Genomic DNA, 25,153 nt, shown 5'->3' on the forward strand with positions numbered 1-25,153 from the left:
CCATGACCACATGGAGATCAGCCAAGACATCCATGCACACCTCGGAGACACTTCGGACACTTTCAAGCAACACCCCGTTGCACCAGGCCCTTTCCATGGTGACACCGCTGGGTTGGGGGATAATCACGATCATGGTGATCGCCGGTGTCGGTCTGACCTTGGTCGGCTGGGCCGAGCTTCTGGTCTTCCTTCTGGCCAGCCTGATCATGATATCCACCGGCCTGATCATGAGCATGGGAAACCTTGGCTGCCGGGCTGATCTCAACCTGGACCAGATCCGCCTTGTCGTGGGTCAGGAGTCGGAGCTTTCCGTAACACTATCCAACCCGGGTCCGCGCACTGCACACAGGTGCAGAATCAGCATCATGATCGGGAGCGAGCCCGCGTATCTGGCCTTTCCGGCCCTTGCAGCCGGCCAATCCGAACACCTGAACCTGAGACTTCAGGCATCGCACCGCGGCGCCGTCCATGTGGGACCGGTGACCATGGAGGCCGGCGACCCCTATGGCGCCATCCTCAGGAAGCGGATCCTGACTGATGGAAACCAGCTGTATGTCCACCCTCGAACCATTGACCTGGCACCGATCACAGCCGGGCTCCAACGGGATCTCGATGGGCGCGCGGCCTCCGGAATCGTGGATGACGACCTGGAATTCCACGCCCTGCGCCCTTACCAGCCCGGGGATGACATCAAGCGTGTCCACTGGCTCTCCACAGCCAAGACCGGTTCCCTGATGGTCCGCCAATACGAGCCCACCCTCCGTACAGCCACCGCTCTCTGGATGGATACCGATCCATCCTCATACGCCAGTGCTGAAGAATTCGAACTAGCCGTCAGCATCTTCGCTTCGCTGGGGGAACGATGCCTGCTGGATAACCGCCGCCTGGCGGCCATGGTCCCTGCCGATCAAACCCGAAACCGGGTTGATGCCCCTGCCGGCTTCCGGCCCAACAGACTCCGGCAGAATCATTCCGCTTGGGAAACCAGCTTCCTCCGCACCGACTCCCCCCGCACCTTCTTGGATGATTGCAGCTCCATTTTCCCAGTAGAGGCACCAGCGGGAGAAAAACCAGGTCAGTCCTCGGCCCCCTGGCTCGGCATGATCGAGACCCATGTCCCCGACACCTCTCTGATCCTCCTGGTCTCGGGCTCCCGGACCGACCGACAGGCAACCCAGACCATGACCGTCGGGTTGCCCGAATCCATTCGAACCATGGTCCTGATCGCCGCAAGAGAGGAAGCGCGCGCCATCCATGAGCAGGGGGCCATGACCCTGGCCCGCCTGGGAACCCTTGAGGACCTCCCCCTGATTACGGAGACCCTCGTATGAAGATCCCCGGAACCTGGCAGGCCGGGCCAATCCCCTCGCCGGTCCGCATGCTGCATGGTAGCCGATCGATGCCACGGGAAGATCCCAGGAGCCATACCCTTGGATTTCTCTCCACCCTGTCATTGGTCCCAGTCAACCTCCTTGCCGCCGTCCAGCTGCTTCCTGTGTACGGGGACCTTGCGGGATGGCTCATGGTGGGATTCCTGGCCGGCCTGGCCGGGGCCCTCACCGCTATGATCCGTTCCCGCCATGCCCTCCGCCCTTATATTCTTCAAGCCGTATTGCTGATTGCAGCCCAATTCATCCTGGGACCCGTCGTGACCCTGAATGAAACCACCTTCCTCCATCTGATACCCACCCCCAGAACCCTGGTCCAAGGGTGGACGGACACCTTCGGCTCCTTCAAGACCCTGGTCGCCATCGACCCTCCGCTGGGCTGGGAGGCAGGAGGCTTCATGGCCCTGTGGACCCTGCTCCTGTGGACCTCATTCCTGGCGGCCTTCCTGGCGCAAGCGCATCCCTATGACCGGCCCAGGCGGCCTGACGGCACCGTAGACCCCACCCCGATCCTTGCCGCCCTGCCGATACTGGTCACCTTGTCGGTATCGGCACTCCTGGGAACCAGCCATGGATGGCATCCAGGGCTTATGGGATGCTGCCTGTGGGCCCTGCTCCTTTTCTGGACTTCCTGGCGCCTGCAACTGATCCGGTCCGGCAGACTCCTGGCCAAGGTCCTGACCCTTGTCCCGGCCTTGAGCATCGCCATGGGCGGGACGCTCCTGGTCCCGCTTGACCGTCTGGTGCTCCGTGACCGTTACCAGCCTCCGATCGACCCCTACCAGTTCACCAGCCCCCTGAGCGACTACCGGTCCTACATCAAGGATCACAAGGATGACACCCTGGTGACCGTGCACAATCTGCCGGCCGGCACACCGATCCGCATGGCCGTCATGGACCGGTTCGATGGCAAGGTCTGGAATCTTTCCGACAGCGCCATGCCCGGACAGTCCTCCGATTACCGGCGCATCGGCAACCTCATTTCCCCCGGCCGGGATGGTGGGGAAGCTGACGACAAACTGGCCCAGGGCCCGTCCTTTAAGGCCTCCTTCACCATCCACCAGGGGTTCGGACGCTCCTGGCTGCCCACGGCCGGCCGTGCCTCATCCATCAGCCCCGGAAGGAATCTGAGCCGGGAGGACCTTTATTACAACAGGGGAACCGATTCCGCCCTTTCGGCCACACCCCTAAGCGCCAACACCACCTATACGGTCGAGGGGAACCTGAGCGTCAGACCAAGACAGGAAGCCATCAGGAACAGCCAGGCAGGAGCGGCTCAGGTCCCCCAAGTCTCGGACCCGCCGGATTCCCTGCCCAAGGCAGCGGCCCTGATGACATCCTTCCAGGACAAGCCAGGCGCCAGGGCCCTGGCCATCGAGACCAGGCTCCATCAGGACGGCTGGTTCTCCCATGGCCTGGAGGGCGACTATCCGTCCCCCGCCGGCCACGGCGACTATCGGATCAACCAGCTCCTTCAGGCGCAGGCCATGGTAGGCGACAGCGAACAGTACGCCTCCACCATGGCACTTCTGGCCAGGCAGATGGGTCTCCCCTCCCGGGTTGTCCTGGGTTTCATCCCCAAGGACAGACAGGGAGGCATCAGCAAGACCCGCACCCACCAGGACCCCGGCGGCGGCACAACCGTGGATTTCAAAGGGGAGGACGCCGAGGCCTGGGTCGAGATCAACCTGGCGAGCCTGGGCTGGGTGTCCTTCTACCCCACACCGCAGGAGACGAAGACACCGGACAAGAACCTGAATTTGACCCCTCCCAACCCCAAGACCCTGGTCAGACAGCCGCCGCCCCCACTGGCCGATCCTCTCCGGGACGACCAGCGCGCCAAGGGCAGGACCCGCATCGGAGGACAGGATGCCGACCAGATGTCCGGCCCCTCTTTCTGGACACGATTCGGCCCCCTGGCCGGGAAGGCTCTAGCCTATTCCTCGCCAGTCTGGGTTACCGTCCTATTGATCCTGATCATCCTGGCGTTCAAGGCCTGGCTTTTGAACCGGGCAAGAACGAAGGGCTCGCCCCAAAGGCGCATCGAGCAGGGGTGGAAACAGATCAGCAACCTGGCTTGGCAGTCAGGCCTCAGACCGCAAGGGACCAGAAGGGAACAGACCAGAGCCATCAAGCAGGGCCTGCCGGGCCGGCAGAAGACCACAGGACAGCGGAATACCAACATGGACAAGCTGAACTGGCTCTGCAATCTGGCCGACAGGACCAGCTTCGGCAATCTTCCGGCATCTGACCAGGAAGCAGCCGAATACTGGCGTCTCGTAGATCAGGTTCGCCGATCCATCCTGCAGGGCCTGCCCCGTTTCAGGCGCTGGAGGACGCGGCTGTCCCTGCGCCACCTCTTCTGAATCCCCACTGCTGCTGGTCCCCCCTGCCCAACCTCGACAAGATGGCAAGCAGCATGCCCTTCCTGTTTGTCACAGAAGCCGCCGCAGCGGAGCCATGACAAGGCGGGACCATAACGAAGAAAAGGGCCTCGGCCGACTTGTCGCCGGACGAGGCCCTTATGCGATCCTGCGTTTTGACCGGATCGATCAGCTCAATGAATCACTGGCCTGAATCCTGATCCGCGGAGGAGAAAGTGGCCGCAGCTCCCTGGCCACCCGTGGCGGAGCCCTTCTGCGAGACGGTCTGATCAGCGCCGGACTGCTTCAGGGACTCGTCTGTGCTGTCCTTGGCTGATACGTTGCCGTTGGGGGTGTCCAGATGGCTCTGGCCGCCCTGGTCGTTGAGGAAATCGTCCGGGTTGAAGTCGTCGCCCAGTTTCAGGTCCCCGAAGTCGATGTTGGAGAAGTCCACATCGTTCAGGTCGGCGTCGCTCAAATCCACATCGCTGCCACCCAGGCCGAAGTTGGGGTAGATGGTGTCGCGGATGGCCTTGTCGGGCTCCACGGTGGCGTTGCGGTACCTGGCCAGGCCAGTGCCGGCAGGGATCAGCTTGCCGATGATCACGTTCTCCTTGAGACCCTTCAGATCGTCGACCTTCTGATTCAGGGCCGCCTCAGTAAGCACGCGGGTCGTCTCCTGGAAGGAGGCAGCCGACAGCCAGGAGTCGGTGGCCAGGGAGGCCTTGGTGATGCCCATGAGCTCGGGGCGCCCCGCAGCCGGCTTGCCACCGGCCTTGACGGCCTTCATGTTGGCGGCCTTGAACTTGGCCTGGTCGACCAGCTCGCCAGGCAGCAGGTCGGTGTCGCCCGAGTCGATGACCGTGACGCGACGGAGCATCTGGTGGACGATGACCTCGATGTGCTTGTCGTGGATATCCACGCCCTGGGAGCGATAGACCGTGTGCACTTCGTTGACGATGTTCACCTGGGCGGCGCGCGGGCCGAGGATGCGCAGGATCTTCTTGGGATCCACGGACCCCTCGATCAACTGGGTGCCGGCCTCGACATGCTGTCCGTCCTTGACCATCATGGGCGCGCGGCGGGTGACCGGATAGGTCAGCGCCTCCACAGAGGTGTCGTCAGGGGTCAGTGTCACCTGACGGCCGCGGTCGGTATCCTCCACCTTGACGGTTCCAGGGAACTCCGCGATGGGCGCCTCACCCTTGGGGGTACGGGCCTCGAAGAGCTCGGTGACACGGGGAAGACCCTGGGTGATGTCGGAGGCCGAAGCCACACCGCCCGAGTGGAAGGAACGCAGCGTCAGCTGGGTGCCGGGCTCGCCGATGGACTGGGCGGCCACGATGCCCACGGCCTCGCCCACATCCACCAGCTTGTTGGTGGCCAGGGACCAGCCGTAGCACTTGGCGCACACCCCGCGGGTGGACTCGCAGGTCAGGACCGAGCGGGCCTTGACCTCCTCAACGCCGTGGGCGACCATGTCGCGCAGGACATCCATGGACATGGCGTCGCCGCGCTTGTAAAGCACGGTCTTGCCGTCCTTGGGGTCGATGACATCGGCCGCCAGGAGGCGGGAGTAAGGACCACCGTCGGCCGCCTTGACCAGGACCAGGTTGCCCTGCTCGTCGCGCTCGGCCACTTTCATGGTCAGACCGCGCATGGTGCCGCAGTCCTCTTCGCGCACGATCACATCCTGCGAAACATCGACCAGACGACGGGTCAGGTAGCCCGATTCGGCGGTGCGCAATGCGGTGTCGGCCAGCCCCTTGCGGGCGCCGTGCTGGGAGATGAAGTACTCCAGCACCGACAGGCCGTCGTGGTAGTTGGACTTGACAGGTCGAGGAATGATCTCGCCCTTGGGGTTGGCCACCAGGCCTCGCATGCCGGCGATCTGGCGGATCTGCATCCAGTTGCCTCGCGCCCCGGACTGAACCATGATGTTCACGTTGTTGTCCGGAGTGAAGTGCTCCTGCATGGCGTCAGCCACCTTGTCGGTGCACTCGGTCCACAGGTTGATCAGCTCCTGACGGCGCTCCTCGTCGGTCAGCAGGCCCATATCGTACTGGGAGTTGACCTTGGCAGCCTGCCCCTGGTACTCGTTGACGATCTCGCTGCGCTCAGGCGGCACCACGATGTCGGAGAAGGCCATGGTCACGCCGGACCACTGCGCCCTTGTGAAGCCCAGATCCTTCAGGGCATCAAGGGTCGCCGCAACCTGTGCGGTCGAATACCGGGTGGCGATGTCGTCCACGATGCCGGACAGCTTGCCCTTGGGCACCTGCTCGTTGATGAAGGGGTAGTCCACAGGCAACGTCCGGTTGAACAGAACTCGCCCGTAGTTGGTGGCGAAGAGCCTGGAGCCGTCCTTGAAGACCTCCTCCTTGACCACGTCGGGGCTGCCGGGCTCGGGGTCGACGACCTTGAGGTCGCCGGGTTCCCAGTCCTTGGGCATGACGAAGTCGGCGGGCACACGCAGCAGGATCTTGGCCTGCATGTCGATCTCGCCCAGGTCCAGAGCCATCCGAGCCTCAGCCAGGCTGGAGAAGATCCGGCCCTGGCCCTTGGCGCCGTCCACGACGGTGGTCAGGTAGTACAGACCCAGAATCATGTCCTGGGAAGGCATGGTGACCGTGTGGCCGTCGGCGGGCTTGAGGATGTTGTCAGAAGCCAGCATCAGAGAGCGGGCCTCCGCCTGGGCCTCGGCCGACAGGGGCAGGTGAACTGCCATCTGGTCGCCGTCGAAGTCGGCGTTGAAGGCCGCGCAAGCCAGCGGGGGCAGGTGGATGGCTTTGCCCTCGACCAGGATGGGCTCGAAGGCCTGGATGCCCAGACGGTGCAGCGTAGGCGCACGGTTGAGCAGGACGGGATGCTCGGAGATGACCTCTTCCAGCACGCCCCAGACCTCTGGGTCTCCGCGGTCCACCAGACGCTTGGCGCTCTTCATGTTCTGCGCGTAGTTGAGGTCCACCAGCCGCTTGATGACGAAAGGCTTGAAGAGCTCCAGGGCCATGGGCTTGGGCAGGCCGCACTGGTGCATGCGCAGAGAGGGGCCGACCACAATCACGGAACGGCCGGAGTAGTCCACACGCTTGCCCAGCAGGTTCTGACGGAAGCGGCCCTGCTTGCCCTTGAGCATGTCTGCCAGGGACTTCAGGGGACGGTTGGAAGCTCCGGTGACGGGACGGCCACGGCGGCCGTTGTCGAAGAGGGAGTCGACAGCCTCCTGAAGCATACGCTTCTCGTTGTTGAGCATGATCTCGGGGGCGCCCAACTCGATCAGGCGCTTGAGCCTGTTGTTGCGGTTGATGACGCGCCGGTAGAGGTCGTTCAGGTCGGAGGTGGCGAAGCGGCCGCCGTCCAGCTGCACCATGGGGCGCAGGTCGGGCGGAATGACCGGGACGACGTCCAGGACCATGGCCTCGGGCTTGTTGCCGGTGTTCAGGAAGGCAGAGACCACCTTGAGCCGCTTGAGGGCACGAGCCTTGCGCTGGCCGGAGCCGGTGTCGATCTCATGGCGGAGTTGCTTGGCAGCACCCTCCAGGTCGAAGTCCTGCAGGCGCTTCTTGATGGCCTCGGCGCCCATGCAGCCCTCGAAGTAGTCACCGTAGCGGTCCTGCATCTCCCGCCACAGGTCCACGTCGCCTTCCATATCGCCGGGCTTCAGGGTCTTGAAACGGTCGAAGACGGCGGTGATCCTCTGAATCTGGTCGTCGTAACGCTTGCGGATGGCGGTCATGTCCCGCTCGGCACCGTTGCGCAGACGTGCCTTCATAGAGCCTTTGACCTCGTCGGACTTCTCCAGCTCGGCCAGATCCTCCTCCAGCTTCTTAGCACGCTTGTCGATCTCCAGGTCGCGCTTCTTCTCCAGCTGGTTGATCTCGTTGTCGAACTCGTCCTGCAGGTCGGGCAGGTCCTTGTGGCGCTGCTCCTCGTCCACCTTGGTGACCATGTAGGCCGCGAAGTAGATGACCTTCTCCAGGTCCTTGGGCGCGATGTCCAACAGGTAGCCCAGCCGGGAGGGCACGCCCTTGAAGAACCAAATGTGGGTGACGGGGGCAGCCAACTCGATATGGCCCATACGCTCACGACGGACGCGGGAACGGGTGACCTCCACGCCGCAACGCTCGCAGACGATGCCCTTGAAACGCACGCGCTTGTACTTGCCGCAGGCGCACTCCCAGTCGCGGGTGGGTCCGAAGATCTGCTCGCCGAACAGGCCGTCCTTCTCGGGCTTCAAGGTACGGTAATTGATGGTCTCGGGCTTCTTGACCTCGCCATAGCTCCAACCGCGGATGTCGTCGGCGGTGGCCAGTCCGATTCTCAGTTTGTCAAATGCATTGACGTCCAGCACTCTGTGTCCTGTCTCTGATCTTGTAACTGCTCTGAAGTTTGCCTCTTGGAGGGATGCCCGTCAGGCGGGCATCCCTGTGACTGGTGATTCAGCGGTACTCCGGTTCGGGAGCGGACTGGTCGGCCTTGGCGGCGGCGTCCGGACGGGCTCCGATATTGAAGCCCAAGTCGTCGGAGGCGGCGCTGGGGTCGTCGTCCTCGTCCTTCATCTCGATCACGTTGCCTTCCGCGTTGAGCACCTCAACGTTCAAGGAGAGCGATTGCATCTCCTTGAGCAGCACCTTGAAGGATTCGGGGATACCGGCCGCCGGCAGGTTCTCCCCGCGCACGATGGCTCCGTAGGCCCGGACACGGCCATCCACGTCGTCGGACTTGGTGGTCATCATCTCGTGCAGGGTGTAGGCGGCGCCGTAGGCCTCCAGGGCCCAGACCTCCATCTCACCGAAGCGCTGGCCGCCGAACTGGGCCTTGCCGCCCAGGGGCTGCTGGGTGATCATGGAGTAGGGGCCTGTGGACCGGGCGTGGATCTTGTCGTCCACCAGGTGGTGGAGCTTGAGCATGTACATGTAGCCCACGGAGATCGGCTTGGTGAAGGGCTCGCCGGTGCGGCCGTCGTAGAGCACGGCCTTGCCGTCGTCGCCCACCAGGCGCTCGCCGTCACGGTTGGGCAGGGTGGTCTTGAGCAGACCGTTCAGGGCATCCTGACGCACGCCGTCGAAGACCGGGGTGGCCACGGTGGTGCCAGGGTCGGCCTTCTCGGCCCCTGCGGGAATGTGTTTCTTCCACTCGGCCTCCAGGTCGGGATCCAGGCTGATGTCCCAGCCGGAGTGCGCGATCCACCCCAGGTGGAGCTCCAGGACCTGACCCAGGTTCATACGGGAGGGGACGCCCAGCGGGTTGAGCATGATGTCGATGGGGGTGCCATCGGCCATGAAGGGCATATCCTCCTCGGGCAGAATCCTCGAGATGACGCCCTTGTTGCCGTGACGGCCCGAGAGCTTGTCGCCTTGGGTGATCTTGCGGTGCTGGGCGATGTAGACCCGGATCATCCGGTTGACGCCGTTGGGCAGCTCGTCGCCGTCCTCCTCGGCATCCTCGCGGGTGACCTCCTTGACTTCGATGACCGTGCCGGTCTCGCCGTGGGGCACCCGCAGGCTGGTGTCGCGCACCTCGCGGCTCTTCTCGCCGAAGATGGCCCGCAGAAGCCGCTCCTCGGGAGTGAGCTCGGTCTCGCCCTTGGGAGTGACCTTGCCGACCAGGATGTCCCCGGCCTCGACCTCGGCGCCGATGCGGATGATGCCGCGCTCGTCCAGGTTGGCCACCGCATCCTCGCCCACGTTGGGCAGGTCCCGTGTGATCTCCTCGGCGCCCAGCTTGGTCTCGCGGGCGTCGGTCTCGTACTCCTCGATGTGGATGGAGCTCAGAGTGTCATCCTGGACCAGCCGCTGGGAGATGATGACGGCGTCCTCGTAGTTGTAGCCGTTCCAAGGCATGAAAGCCACCAGGACGTTCTTGCCCAGAGCCATCTCGCCCTTCTCGGTGGCGGGGCCGTCAGCCAGGACCGTGCCGGCCTCGACACGCTCCCCGTCCTTGATCAGGGGGACCTGGTTGTAGCAGGTGGTCTGGTTGGACCGCTGGAACTTGGCCAACTTGTAGGAGGACTGGGTGCCGTCGTCATTCATGACACGGATGATGTCGGCGGAGACGTAGGTGACCACGCCCGGCTTCTCGGCCAGGATGACATCGCCCGAGTCGATGGCGGAGCGCCACTCGGAGCCGGTGCCCACCAGGGGACGCTCGGACTTGACCAGGGGGACGGCCTGACGCTGCATGTTGGTGCCCATCAGTGCCCTGTGGCCCTCGTCGTGCTCCAGGAAGGGGATCAGGGAGGCGCCCACCGAAACCATCTGCCGGGGGGAGACGTCCATCAGGTCCACCTGGGAGACGGGCACATCCTTGGCCTCGGCCTCGGCGTCACGCACCAGAGCCTCGTCCTCGACGAAGTGTCCGTTCTCGTCGATCTCCTGGTTGGCCTGGGCGATGGTGTGCTCGGACTCCTGGTCGGCGGTCATGTAGACCACGTCGTCGGTCACCTGGCCATCAATGACCTTGCGGTAGGGGGTCTCGATGAAGCCGAAGGGGTTGACCCGGGCGAAGGTGGCCAGGGAGCCGATCAGGCCGATGTTGGGGCCTTCAGGAGACTCGATGGGGCACATGCGTCCGTAGTGGGAGGGGTGCACATCGCGCACCTCCATGGAGGCGCGGTCGCGGGACAGGCCGCCGGGGCCCAGGGCCGAGAGACGACGCTTGTTGGTCACGCCGGCCAGAGGGTTGTTCTGATCCATGAACTGGCTGAGCTGGGAGGTTCCGAAGAACTCCTTGATGGTGGCGTTGACCGGGCGGATGTTGATCAGGGACTGCGGGGTGATGGCCTCCGCGTCCTGGGTGGTCATCCTCTCACGGACCACGCGTTCCATACGGCTCAGACCGGTACGCAGCTGGTTCTGGATCAGCTCGCCCACCTGACGGATGCGGCGGTTGCCGAAGTGGTCGATATCGTCCACGTCCACCCGCAGCTCGATGTCCTGGCCGTCGCGGCGGCCAGGGAAGGTCTGTCCGCCGGCATGCAGGGTCACCAGGTACTTCAGGGTGGCGATGATGTCCTCAGGATGCAGGCTGCGGTCGTTGAAGTCGGCCTCAAGCCCAAGCTTGCGGTTGATCTTGTAGCGGCCGACCCGGGCCAAGTCGTAGCGCTTGGTGTTGAAGTAGAAGGAGTCCAGCAGGTTGCGGCCGGCCTCGGGCGAGGCGGTGTCCGCGGGCCGGATCTTACGGTAGAGGTCGGTCAGGGCCTCGTCCTGGGTCTCGATGGTCTCCTTCTCCAGGGCATCCAGGACCAGCGGATAGCCCTTGAAGGCCTTGCGGATCTGCGGCTTGGTCATGCCGATGGCCATAAGGAAGACGATGGCGGACTGCTTGCGCTTGCGGTCCACGCGCACGCCCAGCACATCGCGCTTGTCGATCTCAAACTCCAGCCAGGCGCCCCGGCTGGGGATGATCTTGGCCCCGAAGATCTCCTTGTCGGAGTTGCGGTCCTGGGTGCGGTCGAAGTAGACGCCAGGAGAGCGGACCAGCTGGGAGACGATGACGCGCTCCGAGCCGCCGATGATGAAGGTGCCGTGTGGTGTCTGCAGCGGGAAGTCGCCCATGAAGACGGTCTGCGACTTGATCTCGCCAGTGTCCCCGTTCTCGAACTCGGCGTTCACGTACAGAGGAGCGGAGTAGGTGTAGTCCTTCTCCTTGCACTCCTGGACCGTGTGCCGGGGCTCCTCGAAGTAGGGATCCGAGAAGGTCAGGCTCATGGTCTGGGCAAAGTTCTCAATGGGAGAGATCTCCTGGAAGACCTCATCCAGGCCGGAGACAGGGGCCACGGTATGGGTCCCGTTGACCTGATCCTCTTCGACCCGCTTCTTCCAGCGGTCATTGCCGACCAGCCAATCGAAGCTATCGGTCTGCACGCCCAAGAGGTAGGGCACCTCGATGGGTTCGCGGATGGATCCGAAATTGACACGATCGGTGGCCTTGTGCAGTTTGATGTCGTGTTCGTCAGCGCGTGCCTGCGTGGCGGTGGTACTACTTACAGCTTTATTGGCAGCCAAAATGGACGTTCCTTATCGCTCGCCGTACTCGATCATTCCTGTTACCCCAGGGAGATGCCGAATGGCCGCCATATGCCTATTCGCGGGCATCTCCTCGATGATGCATGCCCGCTATATGACACACCTCATGCAAAGACAAAACTATAGCAGACAAAGACTCCAGACGCAATCGGCGTGTCGTCTTGGAAAAGCTGCTATTGGACCATGACCGGCACTGGCTGGGAAACCACGTGCGAATCAGCCTTGAGCACCAGCTTGGCCTGGTAGGAGCCGGCCTTGACCCTGGGCAGCTTCTGGTCGGGCTGGCAGCTGTCCTGGCTCCTGTCGGCATGCCAGGTTATGGTCTGCACGTCCTTGTCGCCGGTGGCCATAAGCAGGGTGCGCGCCCCCACCGGGCAGGCATCGGAACGCCAAACGGTATCCTCGCCGCTGGTGATGACCAGCACCCGGCCGCCGTTGGAGCCGTCAACCAAGCATGAACCTGTTCCCTTGTGACGGATGGTCACTGCAAAGTCGATAGATCCGCCAACTCGAGTGCTGGGATTGGGCGCAGCCAGCTCCAGAGCCAGATCACCCCTGTCGCAGTCAGGAGCTCCGGAGAAACGCTTCTTGCCGGCATCCTTCTTCTGATCCTTATCCTGCTTGTCCTTGGATTTGGTCTTTACGCCCTGCTGAGCGCTGGTCGAGGCTCCCTGGCCCCCATCACCTCCCCGCAGGGCTCTGATACCGGCCCCCACACCCCAAACCAGGCCAGCGCAGACCAATAGAAAGAGCACCGCCAACAGGGCGGCCGCAATCCTCCGGCGACGGTACATCCGCCGCTTCTTCTCGCTCGTGCTTCGCTTGGCCATACTTCTCCAGTCTAATCGTCGGGGCGGCCTTCACTGCGGCAGACTCAGGCGGCCGTCCTGGCCGATCTCCAGAAGACCGTCCTCGTCCAGGGAGGCGATGCACCGATCAAGTCGGATTTCGTCCTCGCACAGGGGTTCCAGGTCCTTCCTTGAGACGGGCGCGCCCGAAGCCTGCCGTAGGGCCCGGAGGATCGCACCGCGGACCTGCCGGTCGGTACCAGCGAAGCGCTGCCGGGGCCTGGTTCTGCCTGCGCCCAGACCGGGCAGTCCGGCCTTGAGAAAGCGGCAGTGACCAGCCAAAGGGCAGATGCCACAGGCAGGCTTGCGGGCAATGCAGACTGTGGCGCCCAGCTCCATGACGGCCTGGTTCCATCGGGCCGAGGACGGCTCCCGCCAGGCTGCCGACCTGACCTTCGGATCAGCCAGTCCCAAACGACCACTATCTTCCTGGGCGCCGCTGTCCCCGGCATCGACATCCTCAGGCAGGACCTGCCAGGCCAGCTGGCGCTCCTCTCGGCTGGCAGCGCCACCAGTGGATTCGCGCCCCAAAAAGACCCTAGAGAGCACCCTGCGGATGTTGGTGTCGATGACGGCGATCCTCTCGCCGTAGGCAAAGCTCATGACAGCGCTGGCTGTGTAGTCGCCGATGCCCGGCAGGGCCACCAGCTGGTCGTAATCACGAGGCAGGCGGTCTGCATACTGGCCGGCCACCTGCTGCGCGCACTCCTGCAGGCGCAGGGCTCGGCGCGGGTAGCCCAGCCGGCCCCAAGCTGTGATGATCGCGGCCTTGGGTGCAGCAGCCAGGGAGGCCGCATCCGGCCAGATTTTCATCCAAGCAGTCCAGTAGGGCACCACCCGGCTCATCTGGGTCTGCTGGCTCATGACCTCGGAGACCAGGACCCCCCAGGGCGTGGTCCGCCCAAAGCGCCAAGGCAGGTCGCGGGCGTATCGGCTCCACCAGTCGAACAGCCGCAGGCGGATGGGTTCAGTCTCCGCCAAAGTCGTTTCCGCGTTCTCCATGGTTGCACCGCCCTTCGCCATCCGATTCTGCCTCATTCAACCGCCGTATTCTGCCCGACGGTGCCGACCAGCCCTGCCTGGCCTGTCGGTTGGCGACGGTAGGTTGGCCTCATGAACAGGCAGGAGCAGTCCAGAAACCCGTCGAAGGCCATCGAAAGCATGTACGAGTACGGATACCGCAAATCGAATTATGGTCCCGATGAGCTGGTCACCGACGCCCACGGCAACCCCATCTCAGTGGTGGACGCCATGATGAAAGCCGATCAGGCCAACCGGGTGAAAACCTCCACGCCCCACCTGTGCTACTATTCGCCGCGAATCCCCGGAAACACCGGCTCAGCCATCCGCCTGTGCGCCGTGACCGGCACCATCCTGCACCTGATAGAGCCCCTCGGCTTCAACCTCAAAGACACCAAGCTGCGCCGGGCCGGCCTGGACTACCATGACATGGCCCACGTGGTACTGCACCCGGACTTCGACGACCTGGTCCGCTCCATGCCCGACAGCCGGATCATCGCCTTCACCGCCCACGCCGACAAGCTCTACACCCAAGTCAGCTACCGGCCGGACGACATCCTCCTATTCGGCCCGGAACCCGGCGACATCCCCGACCCCATGGACATCATGACCGGCCCTCACGTGGCCGAACAGGTCAGGCTGCCCATGCGGCCAAGCCTGCGCAGCCTGAACCTGACCAACTGCGCCTCCATAGCCATCTACGAGGCCTGGCGGCAGCTGGGATTCCAAGGCGGCCGCTGAACCCCGCGAGCGCGCTCAATTCTTGAAACTGTGAACAGGCGCCGGGATGTGTCCGCCCCGATTAACGAAGTCAGCACAGGAGCCGGTATTGACGGGCAGGACCGGGCCGCCGCCCATGAGCCCGCCGAATTCGGCCCGGTCGCCCACCTGCTTGCCGACGACAGGAATGACCCTGACGGCAGTGGTCTTCTGATTGATCATGCCGATGGCCGCCTCGTCGGCGATAAGGCCGGCAATGGACTCAGAAGATGTATCCCCGGGGATGGGGATCATGTCCAGCCCCACAGAGCAGACACAGGTCATGGCCTCAAGCTTCTCCAGGGTCAGGCTCCCCTCTTCGGCGGCCTGGATCATGGCGGCATCCTCGGACACAGGTATGAAGGCCCCTGACAGCCCGCCCACCGAGCTGGATGCCATGATGCCGCCCTTCTTGACCTGATCATTGAGGATGGCCAGGGCAGCAGTAGTCCCCGGGACGCCCACCTGCTCCAGGCCCATGATCCGCAGAACCTCTCCCACTGAGTCTCCGACGGCAGGGGTGGGTGCCAGGGACAGGTCGATGATCCCGAAGGGCACGTCCAGTCGGCGGCTGGCCTCCTGGGCCACCAGCTGGCCCACCCGGGTGATCTTGAAAGCCGTACGTTTGATGGTTTCGCAGAGCTGCCCGAAGTCCGCACCCCTGGCTGACTCCAGGGCGGTCTTGACCACGCCGGGACCGGAGACCCCCACGTTGATGACGGCCGACCCCTGGCTGACCCCGTGGAAGCCTCCGGCCATGAAGGGGTTGTCGTCCGGAGCGTTGCAGAAGACCACCAGCTTGGTGCAGCCGGAGCTGTCCGAGTCGGCGGTGCTCTCGGCAGTGGCCTTGATGACCCGGCCCATCAGGGCTACGGCATCCATGTCGATGCCCGTTCTGGTGGAGCCCACGTTGACGCTGGCACAGACCCGTTCCGTCTGGCTCAGGGCCCTGGGCAGGGACTTGATCAGCAGCCGCTCGGCCGGAGTCATGCCCTTGCCGACCAGGGCCGAGTAGCCGCCGATCAGGTTGACGCCGACCTCCTGGGACGAGCGGTCCAGGGTCTTAGCCACGGCTACATAGTCCTCCACGGAGTGGCAGGCGCCGGCGGCCACCAGAGATATGGGAGTGACGGTGATGCGCTTATTGACGATGGGAATGCCGTATTCTCGGGCGATGGAGTCCCCAGTGGACACCAGATCTCCGGCCAGGGAGACGATCTTGCGATGGATGTTCCGGCAGAGCATGTCCACATCCCCGCTCACACAATCCAGCAGGCTGATGCCCATGGTGATGGTGCGCACGTCCAGACGCTCCCGGTCGATCATGTCGTTGGTCTCCAGGACCTCGTCGCGTGTGATCATGGCTGCCTCCTCAGACCCGGTGCATCCTGGTGAAGATCTCCTCGCGCTGACAGCGGATGGAGACTCCGATCTCCTCTCCGAGAGATTCCATCCGCTGGCTCAGCGCGTCGAAATCATTCCGGCATGCAGTGCAGTCCACGATCATCATCATGGTGAAGAAGCCATCCAGAATGGTCTGCGAAATATCCAGCACATTGATCCCCTGCTGGGAGAGGTCTGTGCAGACCTTGCCGATGATGCCGATGGCATCCTTGCCCACCACCGTGATGATCGCCTTGTCCATGACCGTCCTCCTCATCCACCTCGCCCTTGACCGGACCCCTTGAAAACCGGGACCCCGCTCCCCCAGCTTAGAGGAGCGCCGGGAGAAGCGGGGGTCGTAGAGGCCTGCAGTCCGGATTCAGGATTCGCGCGCAGCTGCCGAGGAGGGCAGGGCGATCAAGGCTCTGGGGGCCTTAAATCCTTTGGAGGCGAATCGTTCGGCGATGTCACGGGCAAGATCGGAGCCCTTGCCGGCGTCAGCCAGGGCGATGATGGATCCGCCGAATCCGCCGCCGGTCATGCGAGCCCCGTAGGCCCCGCCCTGGCGTGCTGCGTCCACGGCCTCATCCAGCTCCGGGCAGGTGACCTCGTAGTCGTCCCGAAGGGAGTCATGGGAGGCGTTGAGCAGGCGGCCGGCCAGGACGTGATCGCCCCTGCCGAAGGCCTCGATGAAGCGGTCCACCCGTCCTATCTCGCTGACCACGTGACGGACCCGCCGACGCATGGTCTCATCCGGCAGCTGCTCCAGCAGGGCATGCAGGGCGGATGGGGGATCAGCGGCCCCATTGACCTGGTCTGCCACCTGGCGCAGGTTGGGCACCCCCAGCAGACGCGCAGCCTGTTCGCAGCTGGCCCGCCGCTGTTCGTATTGGCCATCGTTGAGCTGGTGCTGGGCCCTGGTGTCGACGACCAGCAGCTCCAGGCCCGCATCCTGCAGGTCGAAGAGGACCTGGCGCACATTGCTCATGGCATCCAGCTCCGGCCGGCAGTCCAGCCGCAGGGCGCAGCCGGATCGACACCGCATGGAGGCGCTCTGATCCATGCCCCCGGTGGAAGCGCCGGCCATATCGTTCTCAGCCGTGATGGCGGCCTGGACCAGCCTGACCCGGCCAGCCTCGTCGCCGCCCAGCCCCAGACCGAAGAGGTCATCCAAGGCCAGGGCTACTGCACAGGTCATGGCCGCCGAAGAGCTCAACCCGGACCCCACCGGCACGCAGGATGCCAGGGCCAGATCGAACCCTTGAACCTGGGGGAAGCCATCCCGCTGCAGGGCCCAGGCCACGCCTACCGGATAGGCCGCCCAGCCGCTCACTCCCCGGGCCTGAAGCCCATCCATGTCAGCCTGGACCGGATGCTCCGGATCCATGGTGGAGGCCAGGCGGACCCGGCTGTCTGTCCTGGGGCTGACGGCCACATAGGTGCGGGTGGGCAGGGCGATGGGCAGACAGAGCCCGGCGTTGTAATCCGTGTGCTCGCCGATCAGATTGACTCGGCCAGGGGCGCTCCAGACGCCCTGGGGATTCTCGCCATAGACCTTTTGGAAGAGCCCACGGGCCTTGGTGGCCCCTTGGCCGTCAGCGCCCTGGGTCCAGGCGTGTATGAATTCCACTGTCGTCGTCATTGATTCTCTCCATTCTCCAGATCCAGGGGCCCCAGCTGGCGGAAACGGTCGGCGATTCGCTCGGGGGTGGTGTCCGACACCCAGGCAGCCATGCCTGACTCGGACCCGGCAAGATACTTGATTTTGTCCACGGCACGGCGGAAGGAGAAGAACTGCAGGTTGAGCCGGTAGTCCTCACGCCGCGGATCGTGCAGCGGGGCTTGGTGCCAGGCGGCGATGTAGGGCAGATCCATCCCCCTGCCGTCGCCCTTGTCGAAGAAGGCGTTGCCCCGCTTGAGCAGTGTGGAATACATGACGGCCAGGTCCCAGCGCTCCTGGTCGTTGAGCTGGTCCAGACTCAGGATTCCATCGCGGACGGGGGCCACGTGGACTTCCAAGGGCCAGCGGGCAGCGGCGGGCACATAGGCCACCCAAGTGGCGTTGCGGAAGACGACACGTCGGCCAGAGTCCAGCTCAGCCTTGAGAATGTCCGCCAGAAGGTTGCCGCCGGTGCGCTCCTTGTAGTCGGCGCACTGCCTTAGCTCCTGCTCCAGCCGTGGGGCAATGAAGGGATAGCAGTAAATCTGTCCGTGGGGGTGAGCTAGGGAGACGCCGATCTCCTGGCCGTGGTTCTCGAATGGGAAGATCTGTTCGATGCCCTCCATGGTCGAGATTTCCGCAGTGCGGAAGGCCCAGGCCTCCACCACCGTCCGCAGACGGGAGACCGGCAGATCGGCAGGGAGCGCGTGTTCGTCAGGGTCGAAGCAAACTACCTCGCAGCGTCCGTTGGCCTCGCGCACCGGCCAGAGTGGGTTGCCGTCCACCAGGGAGGCCTGGTCGGCCGCCCGAGTATTGGGCACCTGCATCATGGAGGGGAAACGGTTCTCGAAGACCGCCACGTTGTAGTCCACATCGGGGATCTCCCCATCCTGGTAGGGGTCTCCCGGCTTTCTGGCAGCCAGGGGGTTGCCCTTGGCGGTGGCCTGGGGGCCAGCGGTGATGGGCCGGTTCATCCGGGCTGTGGCCATGGGGATCCAGTCTCCGGTCAGAGGGTCCCGGCGCATCTGCGGCGGCTGGAAGGGCACCGTCCTGCCCTCCTGATCCTGGTGCGGGGCGAACCGGTCGGTCAGCGGACGAGGATCGTCCAGACGCCTGGTCCTGCTGCCGGAGACGTACTCGGGGTCATCGTCCAGGTAGAAGAACCGGCGTCCGTCGGCCAGCCTGGTGGGGGTGATGCGGATGTGCTCCCTGGCATAGTCGCCGGGAACATACCGTTGGGGGACATACTGCTCTGACTTCATGCTGCTCCTTCATCGTCCGTGATGATTGACAATCCATGGCAACCCGCTATGACAACCTGCGCACCCTGAGTGACTGATCGTTCATTGAACCTGGGCTTCAGACCCGTCGGAGGGCCCGTCTTGAGCCTGGCCTTCCTCAGGGTTGACCGGCACCAGAACCAGCCGCTTGACCAGGGACCGGGTGGCCTCGGCCGACTCCTGGTCCAGCTGGTCGTCGGTAATGACGGTGTCCACCTGGTCGAAGGAGGCGAACAGGGACAGGGAGGTGCAGCTCCACTTGGTGTGGTCGGTCAGGATGATGGTCCGGTCGGCGATGTCCATCAGGGCCATATCCGTGGCCGCCTCCAGGGAGTTGGGCATCAGGAAGCCGCGTGGTATGGAGACCGAGTGGGTCCCGAGGAAGACCGTGTTGACCCGCAGAGAGGCGATGACCTTGTCCGCGATGGGACCTACCAGGGAGTTGGACCGGGTGATGACGCCACCGGTGACTATGACCTCCACATCTTTGCTCTCCATGGCCTGTACCAGTTCGGCCACGGGGATGGAATTGGTCAGCAGGGTCACGCCCGCGCACTGACGACTCTCCAGCAGGTGCTGGGCAAAGACATAGGCCGTGGTTCCGCCCCCGATGGCGATGACGTCGCCCGGGGAGACATAGTCGATGGCGCGACGGGCGATGGTGTCCTTGAGACCCATGTCCATCTGCGACTTGACCGAGAAGAGCGGCTCAGCCAGAAGCGAGCTGGTGGTGACGGCCCCTCCGTGGACCCTCTTGAGCAGGCCCTTGTCCGCCAGGTCGGCAATGTCACGGCGGATGGTCATGGCGGAGACGCCCAGCTCCTTGGAGAGGGCGGTGATACGGACTGCGCCACGAGTACGCAACCGGTTCAATATCAAGTGTTGGCGTTGTGACGATATCATTCGAACATTATCGCACACATTCGCCCAAATTGGCAAGCCGGCTATCGGACTATGGTCGCCGCCACAAAGCAGGGTCGTAAAATCGACATTCCTTCGACGCTTGGACCACTCTTAGACACATCTGAGGCCCGCCTGAGCTCTTGCAGGAATCCCTTCTTCAAGGCGTAATTCATACTCGAAGACTTCAACAAGCCCTGCAAGGTCGCTTATGAAAACGAACACAAATGCGAGCCAATGTCATTTTCGGCGGGTCAACCGTTCAAGTCCCCACAGGGTCACCTGGGCCATGGCCTCCAGCACGATCCCGGCATCCATCTTCGAGCTGCCGCGAACCCGCTCCACGAAGACTATAGGCACTTCGACGACGCTAACGCCCACGGCCTGGACTCGACGCAGCATATCCACCTGGAAGACGTATCCACTGGAGCGAACCCTTTCCAGATCGATCCGCTTCAACACGTCCGCTCGGTAGACCCGCAGGCCGGCGGTCATGTCCCTTACCGAGGAACCCAGGGCGGTGCGGGCATACCAGGATCCCGCACGCGAGATCAGATCCCGATACCAGGGCCAATGTCGAGTGCGACCTCCGCGCACCCGGCGCGAGCCGATGACCAGGCCCGGATGTGCATGACCTTGCGCCACAGCCAACATACTCGACAGATCCTGGGGCCGATGGGAACCGTCCATGTCCATCTCGCAAATCAGGTCATAGCCCTGATCCAACGACCAACGGAACCCCTGCACGTAGGCTGGGCCCAACCCGCGGCGGGCATGCCGATGGATGACGTGCACGCGAGGATTGCGCTTGGCCATATCCTCGGCCAAGGCGCCGGTGCCGTCCGGGGAGTTGTCGTCGACGACCAGGACATCGACCTCGGGGCAGCAGTCCAAGAGCTGAGGAAGGGTAACCCCAATGTTGTCAGCCTCCTGATAGGTGGGCATGACCACAATGGTCCCTGCTCCGCCACGAACAACTCCCATGGCCGCTCTCAGCGTGCGATGCCATAGGCCCCGCGCCGGTAAGGCTCAGGGTAGGGGGTCTGCTCGGCAGACAGCCCCAGCTTGTAGGCAGCCCTGAGCGGCCAGTAGGGGTCGCGCAGGCTGGCTCGACCGATCTCGACCGCATCGGCCAGGCCCTTGCGCACAATCCGATCAGCCTGCCGGGGCTTGGTGATCAGCCCCACCGCCGTGGTGGGAATCAGCACCTGGCTGCGCACCTGGTAGGAGAAGGGCACCTGGTAGTTGGGAGCGGCCGGAATCTTCACGCCTGGCACCAGACCCCCGGTGGAAACGTCAATCAGGTCCACCCCATGCAGTTTGAGCACTTTGGCAGTGCGTATGGTCTCGTCCAGACCCCATCCCCCAGTGGCCCAGTCGGTGGCGGACATGCGCACCAGCAGGGGCATGCCCGAGGGAATGACCTCGCGCACAGCATCGGTCACTTGGATCAGCAGGCGCATTCTGTTGGACAGGTCGCCCCCGTACTCGTCACTGCGTCGGTTGATCAGGGGGTCGAGGAATTGGGAGAGCAGGTAGCCGTGGGCGGCATGCAACTCCACTCCCAGGAAGCCGGCCTGAACGGCTCGCACAGCAGCGGAGCGGAAGTCGGCCACGATGGAGGCTATCTGAGCCCGCGAGAGCTGGACCGGGACCGCCATCCTCCCAAAGGCGATGGGGCTGGGGCCCACAGGCTGCCAGCCACCCTCGGCTACCGGCACGGTGGCGTTGATGTAGCCCATGGAGGAGCACCCGGAGGAACCCTTGCGACCCGAGTGGTTGAGCTGGACGATGGGCACTGCTCCAGCGGCCTTGACATCCCGGACAATGCCCTGCCAGGCCCTGGTCTGCTCGTCGTTCCACAGTCCGACATCGCAAGGCGAGATCCGCCCCTGGGGGTCCACGGCCGTGGCCTCCCCAATGACGGCTCCGAAGCCGCCCAGGGCCCGGGACACATAGTGCTGGTAGTGGAAGTTGGTGGGAACCCCGTCGTGCCGCAGGGCCGAATAGGTGTCCATTGGCGGCATCCAGATCCTGTTGCGGATGTGCTGGTCGCGCAGTTCCATGGGCCGGAAGAGCGCAGGCAGGTCCTTCTCCTGCCTTCTGCCTGATTTTGATTTCCCGGCCTTTCTTACTCTTTTGTCTTTCTTGCCCTTCTTGGATGATTTGATTGGCTTGGCAGCCTTGCCTGCCTTTTTCTTTCCATCGGCGGCACCCGGCTCAAAGGGCCGGATCGGTTTGGAGACATCCAGCCTGCCAGAGCCGCTCACCGGCCCCGGCATCGCCTGATCCTCCTTGACCCGGCTGTCGGCCCGAGGGGCCTTGTCATCCAGCTCTGGATATTCCTGGACCATCAGTTCCTGCCTCTCTCGGCGGGCGGCCACACTCCTCGTGGTCCGCCCGTTGACGAATCCCTCATGGTCTCCATTGTAGGCACAGGCCCTAGTCCTCCGGCGAATCCACCGTCTGCGACTGGTCCTGACTGGTCCCCTGGTTGCCTTGCTGTCCTCCTTGGCTGTGACGGTAGGTCTGCCGCTGTCTGCCCGAGGACCGTTGCTGGGACTGCTGAGATGGTTGAGGCTGCTGGACCCCGCCGGTGAATCGAGGATCGGGATTGCCATAGGAGTTGTCCGGCTGGATATTGGCTGCGGCCAGGTAGGTGTTCATGAAGTCCTTCCAGGCCGGGGTGGCGATATACATGCCGTACCAGGTGTGCATGGACCGCCCGTTGATGGTCCTGTTGGTGAAGGAGACCTGGCCCTCCGCATTGCCCACGGTGACGAAGGCGGCCACCTGGGGCACGAATCCGCCGGTCAGCATGTACTTGTCCTCGTGGGTGCCGGTCTTGGCGAAAGTCTTGCGTCCCCCGTCCAGCTGGGTCGTGGACGCCTCGCCCCCGGGCTGGACAACGCCCTGGTTGAGTGCATAGGCGGCGGTCTCGGCGATGCCCGGATCGATGGCCTGGTGGCAGTTTGCCTTGGGCACCTTGACGGACTTACCGTTCTTGTCGATCACCTTGGTCATGGCTATGGGGCTGCAGGCCACTCCCTTGGCGGCGATGGTGGCGTAGACGTTGGCCATGGTCAGCGGGGAGGCCTGGACCGCACCGATGACCATAGGCGGCTGGAAGGTGTTGTCCGAGTGGATGTCCATCTGATCTTTGGGCGAATTGTGGTAGCCCATGTCCTTGGCCGTGTCGGCTATGGTGCACAGACCGATCTGCTGGGCCATGGAGGCCTGGGTGGTGTTGTGCGAGCGTACCAGACCCTGCAGGGGTGTCTCCGGCGATGTGGTGCCGCCGCCAGAGTTCTCCACATGCCAGCTGCCGGTGCCGAACCCGTAGGGGGTGCCGTCCGCCATCTTGCAGGCGAAGGAGGTCTGCGGATAGCTGGTGGAGGTGCGCAGGGACTGGTTGATGGACTTGCCGGCCTTCATCCAGGACACCAGGTTGATGGGCTTCCAGGTGGATCCCACAGGGAAACCCCAGCCGCCGCCGTCGACCTGATCAACGGCGTAGTTGATGGCCGTGCGTGTGCCGCCGCCCGAGTTCTGGGTGGCATCATAAATCCGGTTGATGCCGAAGCCCAGGACCTCGCCGGTGCCCGGACGAATGGAGGCTATCGTGACCTCGAAGCCGCTTCGATCATCCACGGGGATGGTGTCCCGGGCCGCCTTCATGGCTGCGGCGTTGGCGTTGACGTCCATGGTGGTGTAGATGTCCAGGCCGCCCTCCTTCAGGAGCTTGTTGCGCTCATCCTGGCTCTTGCCGAACTCCTTGGAGTTGAGGATCTGCTTGGTCACGTAATCGCAGAAGAAGGCTGCGTCTCCAGCCGCCTGGCAGCCGGCATCGACCGACTGCACGTGAAGCATCTGGTCCAGAGGCTTGGCCTTGTTCTCGTCATACTGGCGCTGGGTGATGTAGTTCTCCTGGCGCATCAGGTCCAGGACGATGTCCCGCTGCTCCTGAGAGACCTTGACATTGACGGTAGGGTCGAAGCGGGCGGGATTCTTGGTCACGGCGGCGATGGTGGCGGCTTCACCCGGATCCAGGTCCTTGGCCGACTTGCTGAAGTAGCGCCTGGCCGCCGACTCGACCCCGTAAACGTTGGTGCCGAACTGAGCTATATTCAAATATCCTTGAAGAATCTCGGCCTTGGAGTATTTCTTCTCCATCTGGACCGCAATCAGCATCTCCCGCATCTTGCGGGCTATGGTCTCTTCCTGAGCGTGGTACTCGGCGATGGGGTCGTTGTTTTCCTCGGCCTGGCTCATGAGCACATTCTTGACATACTGCTGGGTTAGGGAGGATCCGCCCTGGGTGTCGCCCTGTTTGATGTAAGTCTGGATGAAAGCCCTGAGCACGCCCTGGGTGTCCACGCCGGCATGCTCGAAGAAACGACGGTCCTCGCGGGCCACCACGGCCTTCTGCATGTAGTCAGAGACGTCCTTGATGGGCACCACGATCCTGTTCTGCGCATAGAAGGTGGCGATGACCGTATGCCCGTCGGAGGCGTAGAGCCTGGACTGCTGGGGCAAATCGTTCACGTTGAAGTCGATGTTGTCCGTCTTCAGGGCAGGCATCAGATTCCTGGAGGCGGCGTTGATGCCGAAGACAGCGGGAAACAGGAAACCAGAGACTACCACGCCACCTGCGACGCAGAAGATGAGGTAAGCCAGCAGTAGCGTGAAGAAGCGCCTGACCGACATGGATTTCTTTTGTTCGGGCATGGTCTCCATCCTAGGCCGTCGGCTCTACCTAACAGTGGCGTTCACATGCGTGAGCGTCGAATCAGCGGCCCGGGCTGGAAAATGATGATGGTGCGGCCCTTGCGAGAAATCCATCCCCGGTTGGAGAAGTCCATCAGGGCCTTGTTGACGGTCTCGCGCGAGGCACCTACCAGCTGGGCCAGCTCCTCCTGAGTCAGGTCATAAGGAACCATCAACCCCTGCTCGAAGGGTTCGCCGAAGCGTGTGGCCAGATCCAGCAGGGTCTTGGCCAGGCGGGCCGGCACGTCCAGGAAGACCAGGTCGGAGATGCGCTCGTTGTCGGTCCGCAGGCGGTGGGCCAGCACCTGAAGCATGTCCACAGCCACCTTGGGATGCTGGTTGAGCCAGTCAAAGAGGGCGTCATGGTCCAGGGCAGCCACCTTGGTCTTGTTGACCATGACCACGGCCGATGCGGTACGAGGCCCGCCTGAAGGGTCAAAGACGGGAATCTCGCCCAGGATCTCCCCGCGCCCGTGGATGCTGAGCAGCTGGATGCGGCGGTCGGGCGACTGCCGGACCAGCTTGACCCGGCCCTCCTCCAGCAGATACATGCGGTGGTCTGTGTCGCCCTGTCGAAAGATCGTGGACCCCTTGGCGTAAGTGGACTCGTGCATGGTGTCCAAAAGCTGGTCGGCATCCTGCCTGGGAACTTGTTTGAATAGGGCGGTCTGCCTGAGGGCGTTCCCGTCATCGGGAATCTCGTTGGGCTTGTGAACCGCCATACTCCGCACTCCTTTTCGCCATATTTGGCGGGTCTG

General features: G+C 63.6%; 16 protein-coding genes. 3 read left to right on the forward strand and 13 right to left on the reverse strand.

Annotated features, from left to right (window positions below; all coding sequences use genetic code 11):
• The first annotated feature begins 2 nt into the window (after positions 1-2).
• Together J3T95_RS04355 and J3T95_RS04360 are read left to right on the forward strand one after the other, a co-directional pair.
• The gene (locus J3T95_RS04355) at positions 3-1,331 is read left to right on the forward strand and encodes a DUF58 domain-containing protein (RefSeq protein WP_267450510.1); all 1,329 of its coding nucleotides are present in this window, start codon (positions 3-5) and stop codon (positions 1,329-1,331) included.
• Between the two features lie 68 nt (positions 1,332-1,399).
• Positions 1,400-3,754, forward strand: coding sequence for a DUF3488 and transglutaminase-like domain-containing protein (locus J3T95_RS04360; RefSeq protein ID WP_267450511.1), 2,355 nt, complete (start codon positions 1,400-1,402; stop codon positions 3,752-3,754).
• 199 nt (positions 3,755-3,953) lie between these two features.
• On the opposite strand, the gene J3T95_RS04365 is transcribed toward J3T95_RS04360, so the two are convergent.
• From J3T95_RS04365 to J3T95_RS04380, 4 genes are all read right to left on the reverse strand, one after another.
• The gene (locus J3T95_RS04365) at positions 3,954-8,102 is read right to left on the reverse strand and encodes a DNA-directed RNA polymerase subunit beta' (protein WP_220236927.1); all 4,149 of its coding nucleotides are present in this window, start codon (positions 8,100-8,102) and stop codon (positions 3,954-3,956) included.
• Positions 8,103-8,190: 88 nt separating this feature from the next.
• Complete coding sequence (gene rpoB, locus J3T95_RS04370) at positions 8,191-11,757, reverse strand: DNA-directed RNA polymerase subunit beta (RefSeq protein WP_267450512.1); 3,567 nt, start codon at positions 11,755-11,757, stop codon at positions 8,191-8,193.
• Positions 11,758-11,951: 194 nt separating this feature from the next.
• Entirely contained in the window at positions 11,952-12,608 is a 657-nt protein-coding gene (locus J3T95_RS04375) for a hypothetical protein (protein ID WP_267450513.1), read from the reverse strand.
• Positions 12,609-12,638: 30 nt separating this feature from the next.
• On the reverse strand, positions 12,639-13,649 hold the full coding sequence (locus tag J3T95_RS04380) for an A/G-specific adenine glycosylase (protein WP_267450514.1): 1,011 nt from the start codon (positions 13,647-13,649) through the stop codon (positions 12,639-12,641).
• A 90-nt stretch (positions 13,650-13,739) separates the two neighbouring features.
• Here J3T95_RS04380 and J3T95_RS04385 point away from each other — a divergent pair, with 90 nt between their 5' ends.
• Positions 13,740-14,387 (forward strand): tRNA (cytidine(34)-2'-O)-methyltransferase, encoded by a 648-nt coding sequence (locus tag J3T95_RS04385; protein WP_267450515.1) that lies wholly within the window; start codon positions 13,740-13,742, stop codon positions 14,385-14,387.
• Between the two features lie 15 nt (positions 14,388-14,402).
• On the opposite strand, the gene J3T95_RS04390 is transcribed toward J3T95_RS04385, so the two are convergent.
• The 9 genes from J3T95_RS04390 to J3T95_RS04430 all read right to left on the reverse strand — a co-directional run bounded on the left by J3T95_RS04390 (position 14,403) and on the right by J3T95_RS04430 (position 25,117).
• Positions 14,403-15,767: a PFL family protein gene (locus tag J3T95_RS04390; RefSeq protein WP_267450516.1), complete on the reverse strand. Its 1,365-nt coding sequence runs from the start codon at positions 15,765-15,767 to the stop codon at positions 14,403-14,405.
• Positions 15,768-15,777: 10 nt separating this feature from the next.
• Positions 15,778-16,050, reverse strand: a complete 273-nt coding sequence (locus J3T95_RS04395) for an ACT domain-containing protein (RefSeq protein WP_220236922.1) — start codon at positions 16,048-16,050, stop codon at positions 15,778-15,780.
• A 117-nt stretch (positions 16,051-16,167) separates the two neighbouring features.
• Positions 16,168-17,430 carry a galactokinase gene (gene galK / locus J3T95_RS04400; RefSeq protein WP_267450517.1) on the reverse strand — a complete coding sequence of 421 codons (1,263 nt, stop codon included), beginning with the start codon at positions 17,428-17,430 and terminating at the stop codon, positions 16,168-16,170.
• Positions 17,427-18,710 carry a galactose-1-phosphate uridylyltransferase gene (galT, locus tag J3T95_RS04405; protein ID WP_220236920.1) on the reverse strand — a complete coding sequence of 428 codons (1,284 nt, stop codon included), beginning with the start codon at positions 18,708-18,710 and terminating at the stop codon, positions 17,427-17,429. Before galT ends, galK begins: the two co-directional genes overlap by 4 nt.
• Before the next feature lie 81 nt (positions 18,711-18,791).
• Complete coding sequence (locus tag J3T95_RS04410; RefSeq protein WP_267450518.1) at positions 18,792-19,649, reverse strand: DeoR/GlpR family DNA-binding transcription regulator; 858 nt, start codon at positions 19,647-19,649, stop codon at positions 18,792-18,794.
• Positions 19,650-19,868: 219 nt separating this feature from the next.
• Complete coding sequence (locus tag J3T95_RS04415) at positions 19,869-20,612, reverse strand: polyprenol monophosphomannose synthase (RefSeq protein ID WP_267450519.1); 744 nt, start codon at positions 20,610-20,612, stop codon at positions 19,869-19,871.
• Between the two features lie 8 nt (positions 20,613-20,620).
• Positions 20,621-21,982 carry an NADH:flavin oxidoreductase/NADH oxidase gene (locus tag J3T95_RS04420; protein ID WP_267450520.1) on the reverse strand — a complete coding sequence of 454 codons (1,362 nt, stop codon included), beginning with the start codon at positions 21,980-21,982 and terminating at the stop codon, positions 20,621-20,623.
• Between the two features lie 88 nt (positions 21,983-22,070).
• Positions 22,071-24,356, reverse strand: a complete 2,286-nt coding sequence (locus J3T95_RS04425) for a transglycosylase domain-containing protein (protein ID WP_258561552.1) — start codon at positions 24,354-24,356, stop codon at positions 22,071-22,073.
• 41 nt (positions 24,357-24,397) lie between these two features.
• A complete protein-coding gene (locus tag J3T95_RS04430; protein WP_220236916.1) occupies positions 24,398-25,117 on the reverse strand; it encodes a Crp/Fnr family transcriptional regulator in 720 nt (239 codons plus the stop codon).
• Between the last annotated feature and the right edge of the window lie 36 nt (positions 25,118-25,153).

Origin of the sequence: Bifidobacterium sp. B4079 (genome assembly GCF_026537385.1) — a bacterium.
GTDB classification, from domain to species: domain Bacteria; phylum Actinomycetota; class Actinomycetes; order Actinomycetales; family Bifidobacteriaceae; genus Bombiscardovia; species Bombiscardovia asteroides_I.

What these genes read in the sequence shown, in the direction of transcription:
- J3T95_RS04420 (WP_267450520.1), bottom strand. Translation starts at nt 21,982, where the DNA reads ATGGTCCAGGAATATCCAGAGCTGGATGACAAGGCCCCTCGGGCCGAC.
- J3T95_RS04385 (WP_267450515.1), top strand. Translation starts at nt 13,740, where the DNA reads ATGAACAGGCAGGAGCAGTCCAGAAACCCGTCGAAGGCCATCGAAAGC.
- J3T95_RS04415 (WP_267450519.1), bottom strand. Translation starts at nt 20,612, where the DNA reads ATGGGAGTTGTTCGTGGCGGAGCAGGGACCATTGTGGTCATGCCCACC.
- J3T95_RS04395 (WP_220236922.1), bottom strand. Translation starts at nt 16,050, where the DNA reads ATGGACAAGGCGATCATCACGGTGGTGGGCAAGGATGCCATCGGCATC.
- J3T95_RS04380 (WP_267450514.1), bottom strand. Translation starts at nt 13,649, where the DNA reads ATGGCGAAGGGCGGTGCAACCATGGAGAACGCGGAAACGACTTTGGCG.
- galK (WP_267450517.1), bottom strand. Translation starts at nt 17,430, where the DNA reads ATGACGACGACAGTGGAATTCATACACGCCTGGACCCAGGGCGCTGAC.
- J3T95_RS04375 (WP_267450513.1), bottom strand. Translation starts at nt 12,608, where the DNA reads ATGGCCAAGCGAAGCACGAGCGAGAAGAAGCGGCGGATGTACCGTCGC.
- J3T95_RS04360 (WP_267450511.1), top strand. Translation starts at nt 1,400, where the DNA reads ATGCCACGGGAAGATCCCAGGAGCCATACCCTTGGATTTCTCTCCACC.
- J3T95_RS04390 (WP_267450516.1), bottom strand. Translation starts at nt 15,767, where the DNA reads ATGATCACACGCGACGAGGTCCTGGAGACCAACGACATGATCGACCGG.
- galT (WP_220236920.1), bottom strand. Translation starts at nt 18,710, where the DNA reads ATGAAGTCAGAGCAGTATGTCCCCCAACGGTATGTTCCCGGCGACTAT.
- J3T95_RS04425 (WP_258561552.1), bottom strand. Translation starts at nt 24,356, where the DNA reads ATGCCCGAACAAAAGAAATCCATGTCGGTCAGGCGCTTCTTCACGCTA.
- J3T95_RS04355 (WP_267450510.1), top strand. Translation starts at nt 3, where the DNA reads ATGACCACATGGAGATCAGCCAAGACATCCATGCACACCTCGGAGACA.
- J3T95_RS04430 (WP_220236916.1), bottom strand. Translation starts at nt 25,117, where the DNA reads ATGGCGGTTCACAAGCCCAACGAGATTCCCGATGACGGGAACGCCCTC.